The following is an 11,982-nucleotide window of genomic DNA, read 5'->3' as shown; positions in this document are numbered from 1 at the left end:
CGAAAAGGCCCGGGCGGCGCACTGCCGACCCGGGCCTTGATCGCGAAACCGTTACACGGTGGCGAGTTCCGGTTGCTGGGCGACCAGTCGCCGCTCACTGTTGCGCGCCACCGGGGTGATGACCGTGGCGGCCACGAGCACGACGACGGCGACCGCCACCCACCCCCACAGTCCGAACGCGATCACCACTCCGGACAGGACCGCGGGACCCGCGATGTTCTGCGTGATGACGTGCAGGTCGAACGCGCCGAGGTACTCGCCCTGCGCGTGTTCCGGCGCGAGCCCGAAGCCGAGTCCCCACGCCGACGCGGACTGCATGATCTCGGCCGTGGACAGGACGAGCACGGCCGCGACGATCGCGACGGTCACCACCACCATGTTGCTGGTCAGGGCGGTGAGGGCGATGACGAGACAGCCGCCCGCGAGCCAGAACCCGGAGCGGCGGGCGGTCCGGCACGCCCCGGCGACCGTCTCGGCGCCCTTGCTGGCCCGCACCTGGAAGAGGATCACGAACACCGTGTTGAAGATCAGCAGGAGCGGCACCACGAAGTGCGGCACCGAGGTCCGGCTCAACGCCCACAGCGGCAACGTCACCAGCACGATCGTGACGTGCGACGCGAGCACCGCCGACACCCCGATGACACCGAGGAACGGCAGGTCCCGCACGGCCGCGAACTTCGCGAGTCCACTGGGGATCGTCTTGCGCTCGCCTTCTGGGAGCCGGGTGACGAGCACGGCGGCGACGACCATCAGCGCGGCGGTGGTCAGCGGGATGACCACCAGCAGCCGCGGCGACAGCGCGGCCGCCGCGGCCACGCCGATGCCCACGCTGAAGCCGATGTTGAACACCGAGCGCATCATCGCCTTGAGCCGGACCCGCTCGTCGGGTGGCACGAGCGTGCCCATCAGCGCGCTCATGGTCGGGCTCGTGCCGTACTCCACGAACCCGACGCACATGACCAGCGCGAAGAACGCACCCGCGGTGTCCACAAGGGAATACAGGCCGAACCCGGCCGCCAGCGTCAGGAACAGGGCGCACAACAGCTTCCTGCGGCTCATCCGGTCGGCGACCATGCCGAACACGACCGACGACACGAGCCCGGAGAATCCCGCCGCGGACAGGCCGAGGCCGACCTGGCCGGCCGACAGTCCGACGTGGAGGGTGAAGTAGACGACGCTGCCGCTGATGAACACGCCCTTGCCGATCGACTCGGCGAGGCGGATCGCGATCAGCTTGCGGCGCAGGGCATCCGGCGGGATCACCCGGGACAGCAGGGTGGCGATGGGCATGGGTACACGTCCTGTGCTGGTGGGGTTCCGACGTTTCGATGAGACGCCACGGCACGTTCCCGGCGGCAGTGTCGCGGCCGGGAACGTGCCGGGAGGATTTCCCGGTCAGTACTCGCCGCGACCGAACGCGGCCAGCTCGGCGGAGTGCCCCGGGTTGCTGACGTGGGTGGCGCCGATCGGGGCGGTGACGCGGCACCACGCGTCGAGCCGGCCGGCGTCGACACCGGCCGCGGCGGCGAGCGCGTCGCGGCGGCGCAGCATCTCCGCACGGTCGAGTCCTTCGAGGACGTAGTCGACGGCGTCGAAGCACGGGTCGCCGACGCACGCCATCGGGTCGATCGCGACGAGCCCCTTCCGGTCCGAGGTGAGGACGTTGCCGAGGTGGAGGTCGCCGTGCAGCAGCACGTCCTCGGTCGGCTCGGCCAGCAGCTCGTCCCGCAGCGCGCGGGAGGAGGTCAGGTCGGCGCCGCGTTTGGCGGCGGAGCTGAACAGGACCTCCAGCCAGTCGACGAGCTTGCGCGGCGCGCTGTCCGGGTCACCCGAGGAGTGCAGGTCGGTGAGGAACGCCGCGTACTCCTCGGGGGTCGGCGGGGTGGCCAGCTTCTCGACGAGCGCGCCGGGGTGCACCGCTTCGAGCAGCACGGCGCCGCGGTCGGCGGCGAGCACGGCGGGCACCCGGCCACTGGGCGCGAACTGCCGCAGCATCTCGGTTTCCTCGCGCACCGCGTAGGAGTCGGGTGAGAGCTTGAGGATCGCCGGGCCGCTCGCGTGGTCGCAGCGGAGCACGACGGACGAGTTGCCGGACTTGAACTCCGCGCCGACGGTCAGCCCCCACTCCTGCGCGATGGCCGCGACGCGGCCGGGCAGCTTCGGCACCCAGCGGTGCGCGCCTTTGCCGAAGCGGGGTTCGAGCCGGGCGGTGATCGCCTCGAGGTCGAGCAACGAGATCACTCCTAGGAGGTGGCCATGGCACCGGACGCGGCGCGGAGACGGAACGGGGCGGGGGTGCCGCGCACGAGTTCGAGGGGTGCGCGCCGCCCGCCCTTGACGAGCTCGATGGCGGCCGCGCGGCTCGGGACGTGCAGCTTCCCGAAGATCACGGAGAGGTGGTTGGCGATCGTCTTCGGCGACAGGTGCAGCCGGGCGGCGATCGCGGTGTTGCCCATGCCCGCCGCGACCAGCTCCAGCACGTCCTGCTCCCGCGCGGTCAGCTCGGGGAACATGTCCTGGAACCGGGCAGGCCTGCTGCCGATGCGGCTGATGAGCCGGTCGGCGACACCGGGCCCCAGCACGGTCTCACCGTGCGCGAGCGCGGTCACGGCACGGACGATGCTGTCGTCGGTGCTGTTCTTGAGCAGGTAACCCCGCGCCCCGGCCCGCACCGCGGCGATCACCGTGTCCTCGTCGTCGGCGGCCGTGAACACGAGCACCGCGGTGCCCGGCGACGCGCGGCGCAGCTCCCGCACCGTGCCGTCCACATGCCCACCGGGCAGCCCGGTGTCGAGCACGAGCACGTCCGGCCGGTGCAACACGGCCATCCGGAGCGCCTCCCGCGCGGTGGCCGCCTCCGCGGCGACCGCGATGGCGGCGTTCCTGGACAGCAACGCGCCCAACCCCCGCCGAACGACAGGCTGCTCGTCCGCGATCACGACGGACACAATCGCCGATCCCAAATTCCCTCCAACACACGATGGACACCAGGACGAACATCGCGGCGGGGTGGGTGAGCGTGACGCTGTTCGCCACATCAACACCAAAAGAACGGCAAATGACCATCAGGTGGCTCAATGCGCATCGTGCGACTGGATGCGGGGACGCGGCCGGGTGGAGCCTTAACCACCTTCCGATGCATCCGGACACCCGCTGACCAGCGCCGAAAGGGCGGCGACGACTGCACGAAAGGGCAGCACACGAGGTCAGCCCGGATGCGGAGCCGGTGCCGATCCTGTCGACGGACCGGTTCGCGCGGACCGTGCGGTCCCACCTCGCGGGCCCCGTCCGCTCACGGTGACGGGTGCACCGCGGCGGTCGCCGGTTCGAGGTCGACCACCCCTCTGCCGGTCGCCACGTCCAGGGGCACGGACACCTGGTCGTGCGCGATCAGCCAGTCGCCGTCGATCTTCCGGAGGCCGTAGGTGACGCGGACCCACATGCCGTCCGTCGCCGTGCCGTCGCGCAGTGTGCCGCTGAGGCGGCCGAAGCCGTGCCCGAACGCCACGTCGTCGCCCACGGTGAGGGTCAGGTCGCGCAGCTCGTAGGTCACGTCCCGGAAGAACGTGAACACGCGTGCCCAGTTCTCCAGTTTCGCCGCCACCCCGGCGTGTTGCAGCGGCGGGTCGATGTCGAAGGACACGACGTCCGGCGCGTAGAGCCGCTTCATACCGTCGAGATCCTTGGCCCGGAGCCGGTCGACGGTCGTGTCGACGAGCTTCCTGATCAGGGCTTCGTCCGTCTCGCGTGGTGCCGGCATCGCCGTCCCCTTCCCATCGGTGTCACCGTGGACGACGAGACGGCGCACCTGAATGTCAGGTCACCTCGGGCACCTCACGGCGATTCAGTGCCGCGGCGACGTCCTCGGGGCTTTCGAAGGTGCGACACGGCAGGTCGTACAGCTTCCGCCGGGTGGCGGCCGAGGCGCCGCGGAGGTCGGCGCACATGGTCACTTCCCACTTCTCCACCGGGAAGGTGAGATCCGCCAGCATGTCTTCGAGGGTCTCGTCCATCGTGGCCATACCTGTTGTCTGCCCCGCCGCCTGCCACCGCAAACCGGACGGGCAAAGTCGCTCCGGCGGGGTACTCCCTGGTCATGAAGGTCGCGGAACAGACGTCCACCTCGCTCGACGACCTCGGCCGGGGCGGGTGGTGGTCGGTCGGTGGCCGGGAGGTACGGGTCACGAACCTCGACAAGGTGCTCTTCCCCGGACCACCCGCACTCACCAAGCGGGACGTGATCCGGTACTACGCCGACGTCGCACCGTTCCTGCTGCCGTACCTCACGGGGCGGCCGGTGAACGCCCACCGCTACCCCGACGGTGTCGGCAGCCCCGGCTTCTGGCACAAGGAGGTGCCCGGGCACGCCCCGGAATGGCTGACGCGGTGGCACAACACCGAGGCGGACGTGGACGAGACGCAGTGCTACGCCGTGCTCGACAGCGTGCCCGCGCTCGTGTGGATGGCGAACTTCGCCGGGGTCGAGCTGCACCCGTGGACGTCCCGGCTGCCGGACGTGCACGCGCCGACGTGGGCGCTGGTCGACATCGACCCCGGCGAGACCACCACCTTCGCCGACATCGTCGAGCTGGCCAGGCTGTTCCGGACCGCCCTCGCGCACCTCGGCGTGGCCGGGATGCCGAAGGTGACGGGGAAACGGGGCGTGCAGATCTGGATACCGGTGCGTGACGGGTACACCTTCGACGACACTCGTTCGTGGGTGCGGAAGGTGTCCCGGGTGGTCGGCCGCGTCCGGCCCGAGCTGGTGAGCTGGGAGTGGTACCGCGACCGCCGCCGCGGCCTGGCCCGTCTCGACTACACGCAGAACGCGATCAACAAGACGCTGGTGGCACCGTTCAGCATCCGCCCGCTCCCGCACGCACCGGTGTCGGTGCCGATCAGGTGGGCGGAGCTGACCGAGCCCGGGCTGCGCCCCGACCGCTGGACCGTCCGTGACGTCTCCGACCGGCTGCGGACGAAAGGCGACCCGCTCGCGCCGCTCATCGGACGACAGCAGGAACTACCGCCGCTGTAACGGGTTCAGCGGCCCTCACTGCGCGAATTCCGTGCAGAACTCGCCACGGAATCGCCCCGCCGCTTTCCGGTGGCTTTCACCGCGGGAAAGCCGGGCTCAGTCCCGGTGCTGCGCCACGTACGCACCGACCGCGGCGCCCGCGGCCAGCACCACGATCACACCACTGTTCGCCGCGAGGCCGATGAAGATCAGCACCACGCACACGATGATGCCGAAGCTCCATCCCGCGCGGGCGCCGTCGACCTCCGCCGTGTCGTCGGCCGGGCGTGGCGTGCCGTCGTCGGCCAGTTCCTTCCAGAGTTCACGGAACTGGCGCCGTTCCTCGGCGTTGAGCGCGAACCGGTCGTCCGGGTGCTTGTGCTGCATGTGGCTCTCCTGGAACACGTCGCCGTCACCGTCCGGACTACCCCGTGGGAGCGTCCCCAACCCTCACCCTCAGCCGACTAGCGCCTCCGCCGACCGGTCCCGGACCGCGGCGAGGACCCGGTCCCAGTCGGCGAGGAAGCGGTCCAGCCCGAAGCGGCGCAGCGCGTACTGCCGCGCCTCCTCGCCCATCCGCACGGCCAGTTCCGGTTCGGCCATCAGCTCCCGGAGCCCGGTGGCGAGCACGTCCAGGCGGGTGGAGAGCACGCCCGCGCCGGGCGGCACCGCCTCGACCGCCTCGGTGGCGGCGAGGCACACGACCGGCATGCCGATCTGCATGGCCTCGATCAGCGACAGGCCGAGCGACGTCCAGCGCGGCACGTGCAGGTAGGCGCGCCGCCGTGCCAGCTCGGGGTGGAGGCGGTCGTGCGGCAGGTCGCCGTGGCAGGTGAGCCGGTCCGTGCCGAGTGCGTCGCCGAGGCCGTCGAGGCCCATGCCGAACACGTCGAGCGGGGCCTCCCCGGCGAACCGGGACAGCAGGTCGGTGCCGGTGACCCGCCACCGGCGCACCGGCTCGTTGGTCACGACCGCGGCGCGCGCCAGCTCGCCGGAGTAGCGGGCGGAGGGCTCGACGATGCCGTGCTCGACCACCGTCGTGGTTGCGCGGCCGTTGTCCCACATCCACTCGTTGAAGTGGGTGACGTGCGCGACGAGCACGTCGTCGCGGTCGGCCAGCGGGTGTGGCGTGCCCTTGGGGGTGTTGTGCTCGACGAACACGGCCGGCACGTCGCGGCCGGGCTCGCGGCCCAGCCACCGCCGAACCAGCTCGAGCTCCTCGGTGCGCTGCAGCACCACCACGTCGACGTCGGTGTCGGCGAGCCGCTCCGGCGCGATCTCCTCGGTCGCCTGCCAGTCCCGGCCGCAGCGGCCGCCGCCCCACGGGCCGCCCTCCGGCAGCGTCGGCAGGAGGTAGCGGTGCCTGCCACGGACGAAGGCGTCGGTCCACGAACCGTGGACGTGCCACAGCAACACGTTCATGGTTCCCCGGGTTTCCCGCGTACGGCGGGCGAAACGGGGTACCTGCCCGGCATGCTCGTGTTGCGTGCGCTCGGGATCGGGGACCTGCTGGTCGCCGTGCCCGCCTTGCGTGGCCTGCGCCGCGTGAGTGACCGGCTCGTCCTCGCCGCGCCCGCGTGGCTGGCGCCGCTCGTGGACCTGACCGGGTGCGTGGACACCCTGCTGCCCACCGCGGGGCTCGGTGCGCTGCGGTACCGGGATCCGGGGGTCGCGGTCAACCTGCACGGCGCCGGGCCGGAGAGCATCGCCGACCTGCTGGCCACCCTGCCCACGAGGCTGATCACCCACCGCCACCCGGCGTTCCCCGCGGTGCCGGGTCCGGAGTGGGTGGAGGAGCAGCACGAGGTGCACCGCTGGTGCCGTCTGCTCGCCTGGCACGACATCCCCGCCGATCCCGGCGAGCTCGACCTCGCGCTGCCGCACGTGGCGAGCGTGGCGCCGGGCGCGGTGGTGGTGCACCCTGGTGCGAGCGTCGCGCAACGGCGGTGGGACGCGGACGGGTTCGCGGCGGTGGCACGCGAACTGGCGGCGGCGCACCGGGTCGTGATCACCGGCAGCGCCGCCGAACGCGACCTCGCCGTGACCGTCGCGACGGGTGCCGGGCTGCCGGAGTCCTCGGTGCTGGCCGGGGAGATCGACCTGGCGGAGCTGGCGGCCCTCGTCGCGGACGCGGCACTCGTGGTCACCAACGACACCGGCACCGGACACCTCGCGACCGCCTACGGCACCCCCTCGGTCGTCCTGTTCGGAGCGACGCCGCCGCGGCGGTGGGGGCCGCCGGCGGACCGGCCGCGGCATGCCGTGCTGCGGACCGGTTCCCTCACCGTGGCGGACGTGCTCGCCGCGGCGCACCGGGTGCTCAGCGTCCGCCTCTGATGCGTTCGATCACCGCCGAGGTCGAGCGGTCCGGCAGGTAGCTCAGGATGCGGACCTCCCCGCCGTACTCCCGCACCACCGGCGCCTCGCTGAGCAGTTCCACGCGGTGGTCGCCGCCCTTGGCGTAGATGTCCGGGCGCAGGCGGGACAGCAGCGCGGACGGGGTGTCCTCGTCGAACACCGTCAGATGGTCCACACAGGACAGCCCGGCGAGGACGGCGGCGCGGTCCGCGACCCCGTTGACCGGCCGCCCGTCCCCCTTCAGCCGGGCCACGCCCTCGTCCGAGTTGATCGCCACGACCAGTACGTCACCGAGCCGTTTCGCCTCGTTGAGGTAGTTGACGTGGCCGCGGTGCAGCACGTCGAAGCACCCGTTGGTGAACACGATCCGCCGCCCGGCCGCGCGGTGCTCCGCGACGATGCCGGCGAGCCGGTCGGGGTCGACGACCGCGCCGTGCCCGCCCAGCCGCCCGGCGAGGTCGTCGACCGTGCACACCGCCGTCTCCGGCCGGTGCACGACCACGTCCGCGGCGGCCTGCGCCAGCTCCACCGCCACCACCGACGGCAGCCCACCGCAGCGGGCCACGGTCAGCGCAGCGCAGAACGTGTCGCCCGCGCCCGCCGTGTGGTTGTCCGGCACCGGCCGCGCCCACGTCCGGTGCACGGGCCGGGCACCGTCGAGCAGCACCGCACCGTCCCGGTCCAGCGTCACCACGACGGCGTGCGCGCCGGTGCGGGTCAGCAGTGTGCCGCGGTGCTCGTCGAGGAACCGCAGCTGGTCCGTCGCGGGGATCGGCCGGCCGAGCACCGCGGCCGCCTCGCCCGCGTTGGGGGTGACGAGGTCGGGGCACAGCCGCGCCCAGCGGGCCGGGTCGTGCGCGTCCACCACCACGAGCGGTGGCCTGGTCCGTCGCACCGCGTCGAGCACGGTGCCGGTCAGCAGGCCGGTGCCGTAGTCGCACACGACCACGGCGTCCCACCCGTCGGAAAGCCCGGGCACCTCGGTCAGCGGCGCCTGGTCGCGGTCGCCGTCGTCGAGCCGCACGAGCACCTGCTCCCCCGCCACCACGCGCCGCTTCGCCGTGGTCCGCCTGCCCGGCTCGACCACGACCGCCGACGTGTCGACACCCGCTTTCTCCAGTGCGGCAAGGAGTTCCCGGCCGCTGTCGTCCGCGCCGACGGCGGACACCAGCCGCACGTCCGCGCCGAGTGCGGCCAGGTTCACGGCCGTGTTCGCGGCCCCGCCGGGTGCCACGGTCCTGCTCTCGACCGCGACGACCGGCGCGGGTGCCTCGCGGCAGAGCCGTTCCGCGTTGCCGCTCAACCACTCGTCGAGGATCACGTCACCGACGACCAGCACCCTGGGCCGCAGCGCGGCCAGGCGCGCGGGCACGTCCGGGGTCAGCTCGGGCAGCTCGTGGTCGCCACCGACCGTCGAGTCCACTGTAGACAGATCGGTCACGGCAGAGCCACCTCCCTGGTCATGCGCTCTCCGGTCATGCGCAGCGCCGCCGCGGCGACGTGCTCGGGGTCGAGGTCGAGACACTCGTGGTGGTACGGGCAGTGGAACTGCCTGCACGGCGCACACGGCACCACGTTGCCCAGCACCTGTGCGGCGAGGGTCGTCCTGGGCGGCATCTCGGTGCGTCCCTCCGTGCCCGCGTACGTGACGACCACCGGCACCCGCGCCGCGTCGGCGAGGTGCAGGCACCCGGAGTTGTTGCACACCACCACATCCGCGGCGGCGATCACCGCCGCCAGCTCCGGCACGGCGACCGCGCCGAGCGGTGTGACGAGCGGGTGGGCCGCGCCCGCGACGACCTCGTCGACCAGCGGCGCCTCCTTCGGCGCGCCGGTGACGAGCACGGCGAGACCGCTCTCGGCGAGCCGCCGGGCCACCACCGCGAACCGCTCCGGCGCGTACCGCTTCGAAGGACAGGAACCACCCGGCGCGAGTACCGCGAACGGGCCCTCGGGTACACCGTCCGCCTTCGGGATCGCGAGTTCCAGCTCGTGGCCGGCCGGCGGGACGCCGAGCGCGGCGAGCAGGAGCAGGCAGCGGTCCACCTGGTGGGTGCCGACCGGCGGTGGCGTGACCCAGTGCGTCGCGACGGCGCCGCCGAACTCCGTGGAGTGCACGGCCCGCAACCCGATCCCGGCGAGCATGCCGACGTGGGCGGCCGGCCACGGCGACTGGCCGTGGGACGTGAGCACCAGCATCACGTCGTAGTTCCCGGCCCGGACCCGCTCGACGAGCCGGGCTTCCTCCGCCGCCAGGTCGCCCACGGCTCGGGGCGTGCCCGCCTGCTGCCAGCTCGCCGACACCGTCAGCACCTCGGTGACCGCCGGGATCAACGGCGCCACCTGGGCACCGGCCGGGGACGCGAGCAGGTCCACCCGCGCGTGCGGCGCCGCCCGCCGCAACGCGCGCAGCGCGGGCGTGGTCATCACGACGTCACCGAGGTTGTCGGCGCGGACCACGAGCACCCGCTCGACCGCCCGCCAGTCCGGCGGGCGGCCGAGGTCGACGGCCGGGTGCTTCATCCGAGCCCGCCCGGCGCGGTCAGGTGCACGACCTTGGTGGCGGTCATCTCGTCGAGCAGCTCCGGTCCGTAGCCGAACCCGGTGCCGCTCACGCCACGCGGTTGCGCGGCACCGCCCGGCGCGCCGCCGAACACCGCGTTCACCTTCACCGTGCCCGCGGGCAGGGTGCGGTACGCCTCGTGCACGTGCGCCAGGTCGGCGGTGAGGACGGTGGCCGCGAGGCCGTACCGTCCCCTGGCCGCCTCGGTGAGCCCGGTCGCGAAGTCTGGCACGACCATCACCGGCGCGACCGGGCCGAACGTCTCCTCCGCCATGACGGTCATGCGCGGGGTGCACCCGGCGAGCACGGTGGCCGGGTAGTGCGCGCCAGGGCCGTCCGGGATCGTCGCGCCGGTCAGCGCTTCCGCGCCAGCGCCGATTGCCTGCCGCACGTGCTCGTGCACCTTGTCGCGGTGGTCGGTGTCGACGAGCGGCGGCAGGGCGAACCGCCGCGCGGCGTCGGTGAGCGCGTCGAGGAACTCCCCCGCGCGGCGTGCGCAGACGTAGATCCGTTCCACCGACACGCAGATCTGGCCCGCGTTGGCGAACGACCCGAGCGCCGCCTGTTCCGCCGCCCACCCGGGATCCACGTCGTCGTCGACGAGCAACGGGTCGTTGCCGCCGTTCTCCAGCAACGCCTTCGCCCCTGTCCGCGCGGTCGCCATGGCGACCCGCCTGCCGGTCGCGGCGCCGCCGACGTGCGCGACCACGTCCGCGTCGTGGTGCCCGGCGAGCCGCTCCCCGGTCGCGCCGCCACCGAGGAGCGTCTGCAGGACCCCGTCGGGAAACGCGTCGCGGAGCAGGGCGCCCAGCCGCTCACCCGTGTGCGGGCACCGCTCGCTCGGCTTGTGCACCACGGTGTTCCCGGTCACCAGCGCGGCGCCGAGCAGTCCACACGCGACGGCGACCGGGTCGTTCCACGGCGTCAGCGCGACCACGACTCCGCGTGGTTCCGGCACCATCAGGTCGGTCGCCGACCAGGCGCCGTGCAGGCTCTTCCCGCGATGCACGGGCCCCAGCTCGGCGTACTGCTCGAGCGTCGACACCCCGGCGGCGATGGACTCCGCCGCCTCGGCACGGGGACGGCCGGTCTCGTGTTCGTGGATCTCGGCCAGTTCGGCGGTCCCGGCGCGCAGGGCGGCGGCCGCGGTGCGCAGCGCGGCGCCGCGGTCGGCCGCCGCGGTGTGCCGCCACATCGGGAACGTGCGGCGGGCGAGTGTCATCGCGTCCTCGATGTCGGCCTGCGTGGCCGAGGCGCGGCTGCCGATGTGGGCACCCGTCGCGGGATCGCTGATCGAGATGTCGTGGTTCGCGGTGAGCACAGCGGACCTCCTCACGGCCAGGACGGTTCGGACTCGTGGCAGACGACCAGCTCGCGGAGCTCACAGCCGGCGGGCTGGTTCAGCGCGTGCACGACGTTCGCCGCGACGTACTCCGGCGGGTTGAGCTTGCCGCGGTCCGGTGGCAGGTACTGCTCCGCGCGGTCGTCGAAGAACGCGGTGCGCATGCCGCCGGGGACGAGCAGCGTCACGCCGACCCGGCCCGCCAGCTCCATCGCGAGCGCCCTGGTGAAGCCGACGACGCCGAACTTGGCGGCGCAGTAGGCGGTCGCGTCGCCCGCCGGCCGCAGCCCGAGCGTCGACGCGACGGTCACCACGCGGCCCGCGCCGCGCTCCAGGTACGGCACGGCGGCACGCACGACGGCCGCCGTGCCCATCAGGTTCACCCGCACCACGCGTTCCCAGTCCGATGTGGACACTTCGGTGAGCGGTCCGCAGCTGTCGATTCCGGCCGCGGTGACCACCCCGGACAGCCCGTGCTCGTCGCCGAGCGACCGCACGGCCTCCTCGGTGGCCGCGCTGTCGGAGACGTCGACGAGCCGGAAGTCCGACGCGGGTCCGGACGGTGCCTGCTTGTCCAGCACGACGGCCGGCCTGCCCGCGTCGTGCAACGCGGCGACGACCGCGGCGCCGAGGCCGCTCGAGCCGCCGGACACGAGCACTGGTTGTGTTGCCGTAGAAGACATCGGGGTTCTCCTCCCTGGTTCA

Annotated in this window: 13 protein-coding genes; 2 read left to right on the top strand and 11 right to left on the bottom strand. The window is 72.9% G+C overall.

All coding sequences use genetic code 11. From position 1 onward, the window contains the following. Window positions 1-51: 51 nt before the first annotated feature. The 5 genes from FHR82_RS26590 to FHR82_RS26570 form a co-directional block, all read right to left on the bottom strand. Complete coding sequence (locus FHR82_RS26590) at window positions 52-1,290, bottom strand: MFS transporter (RefSeq protein ID WP_184813189.1); 1,239 nt, start codon at window positions 1,288-1,290, stop codon at window positions 52-54. A 105-nt stretch (window positions 1,291-1,395) separates the two neighbouring features. Further along, window positions 1,396-2,232, bottom strand: a complete 837-nt coding sequence (locus tag FHR82_RS26585) for an aminoglycoside phosphotransferase family protein (RefSeq protein ID WP_184813188.1) — start codon at window positions 2,230-2,232, stop codon at window positions 1,396-1,398. Between the two features lie 11 nt (window positions 2,233-2,243). Next, window positions 2,244-2,939, bottom strand: coding sequence for a response regulator (locus FHR82_RS26580; RefSeq protein WP_221464246.1), 696 nt, complete (start codon window positions 2,937-2,939; stop codon window positions 2,244-2,246). Window positions 2,940-3,292: 353 nt separating this feature from the next. Further along, a complete protein-coding gene (locus tag FHR82_RS26575) occupies window positions 3,293-3,760 on the bottom strand; it encodes a YybH family protein (RefSeq protein WP_184813186.1) in 468 nt (155 codons plus the stop codon). A gap of 55 nt (window positions 3,761-3,815) precedes the next feature. Continuing rightward, entirely contained in the window at window positions 3,816-4,013 is a 198-nt protein-coding gene (locus tag FHR82_RS26570) for a DUF2795 domain-containing protein (protein ID WP_184813185.1), read from the bottom strand. Between the two features lie 83 nt (window positions 4,014-4,096). Here FHR82_RS26570 and FHR82_RS26565 point away from each other — a divergent pair, with 83 nt between their 5' ends. After that, window positions 4,097-5,035 (top strand): DNA polymerase domain-containing protein, encoded by a 939-nt coding sequence (locus FHR82_RS26565; RefSeq protein WP_225943868.1) that lies wholly within the window; start codon window positions 4,097-4,099, stop codon window positions 5,033-5,035. 96 nt (window positions 5,036-5,131) lie between these two features. Here FHR82_RS26565 and FHR82_RS26560 read toward each other — a convergent pair whose 3' ends face one another. Continuing rightward, window positions 5,132-5,401 (bottom strand): hypothetical protein, encoded by a 270-nt coding sequence (locus tag FHR82_RS26560; protein WP_184813184.1) that lies wholly within the window; start codon window positions 5,399-5,401, stop codon window positions 5,132-5,134. Window positions 5,402-5,470: 69 nt separating this feature from the next. Beyond that, on the bottom strand, window positions 5,471-6,436 hold the full coding sequence (locus FHR82_RS26555; RefSeq protein WP_184813183.1) for a glycosyltransferase: 966 nt from the start codon (window positions 6,434-6,436) through the stop codon (window positions 5,471-5,473). 51 nt (window positions 6,437-6,487) lie between these two features. On the opposite strand from FHR82_RS26555, the gene FHR82_RS26550 reads away from it, so the two are divergent. Beyond that, entirely contained in the window at window positions 6,488-7,351 is an 864-nt protein-coding gene (locus FHR82_RS26550) for a glycosyltransferase family 9 protein (RefSeq protein WP_376706445.1), read from the top strand. Here the strand turns inward: FHR82_RS26550 and rfaE2 are convergent. From rfaE2 to FHR82_RS26530, 4 genes are read right to left on the bottom strand one after another with little or no spacing between them, the layout of a single operon-like run. Continuing rightward, a complete protein-coding gene (gene rfaE2 / locus FHR82_RS26545; protein WP_311771290.1) occupies window positions 7,335-8,813 on the bottom strand; it encodes a D-glycero-beta-D-manno-heptose 1-phosphate adenylyltransferase in 1,479 nt (492 codons plus the stop codon). The genes FHR82_RS26550 and rfaE2 overlap by 17 nt on opposite strands. Next, the gene (locus FHR82_RS26540) at window positions 8,810-9,895 is read right to left on the bottom strand and encodes a glycosyltransferase family 9 protein (RefSeq protein WP_184813182.1); all 1,086 of its coding nucleotides are present in this window, start codon (window positions 9,893-9,895) and stop codon (window positions 8,810-8,812) included. The genes rfaE2 and FHR82_RS26540 overlap by 4 nt, the downstream gene beginning before the upstream one ends. Beyond that, window positions 9,892-11,271: an aldehyde dehydrogenase family protein gene (locus tag FHR82_RS26535; RefSeq protein ID WP_311771289.1), complete on the bottom strand. Its 1,380-nt coding sequence runs from the start codon at window positions 11,269-11,271 to the stop codon at window positions 9,892-9,894. The genes FHR82_RS26540 and FHR82_RS26535 overlap by 4 nt, the downstream gene beginning before the upstream one ends. Then, window positions 11,268-11,960: an SDR family oxidoreductase gene (locus tag FHR82_RS26530; protein WP_184813181.1), complete on the bottom strand. Its 693-nt coding sequence runs from the start codon at window positions 11,958-11,960 to the stop codon at window positions 11,268-11,270. Before FHR82_RS26530 ends, FHR82_RS26535 begins: the two co-directional genes overlap by 4 nt. Window positions 11,961-11,982: the final 22 nt, after the last annotated feature.

The organism is Actinophytocola algeriensis (assembly GCF_014203735.1).
In the GTDB taxonomy this organism is placed as follows: Bacteria; Actinomycetota; Actinomycetes; order Mycobacteriales; family Pseudonocardiaceae; genus Actinophytocola; species Actinophytocola algeriensis.
The sequence above is the reverse complement of the archived record's forward strand: the minus strand, read 5'-3'. Positions and strand labels throughout refer to the sequence as shown.

Coding starts and splice junctions, on each gene's coding strand:
- FHR82_RS26540 (WP_184813182.1), bottom strand. CDS start 9,895: ATGAAGCACCCGGCCGTCGACCTCGGCCGCCCGCCGGACTGGCGGGCG.
- FHR82_RS26570 (WP_184813185.1), bottom strand. CDS start 4,013: ATGGACGAGACCCTCGAAGACATGCTGGCGGATCTCACCTTCCCGGTG.
- FHR82_RS26560 (WP_184813184.1), bottom strand. CDS start 5,401: ATGCAGCACAAGCACCCGGACGACCGGTTCGCGCTCAACGCCGAGGAA.
- FHR82_RS26530 (WP_184813181.1), bottom strand. CDS start 11,960: ATGTCTTCTACGGCAACACAACCAGTGCTCGTGTCCGGCGGCTCGAGC.
- FHR82_RS26550 (WP_376706445.1), top strand. CDS start 6,488: ATGCTCGTGTTGCGTGCGCTCGGGATCGGGGACCTGCTGGTCGCCGTG.
- FHR82_RS26575 (WP_184813186.1), bottom strand. CDS start 3,760: ATGCCGGCACCACGCGAGACGGACGAAGCCCTGATCAGGAAGCTCGTC.
- FHR82_RS26590 (WP_184813189.1), bottom strand. CDS start 1,290: ATGCCCATCGCCACCCTGCTGTCCCGGGTGATCCCGCCGGATGCCCTG.
- FHR82_RS26565 (WP_225943868.1), top strand. CDS start 4,097: ATGAAGGTCGCGGAACAGACGTCCACCTCGCTCGACGACCTCGGCCGG.
- FHR82_RS26555 (WP_184813183.1), bottom strand. CDS start 6,436: ATGAACGTGTTGCTGTGGCACGTCCACGGTTCGTGGACCGACGCCTTC.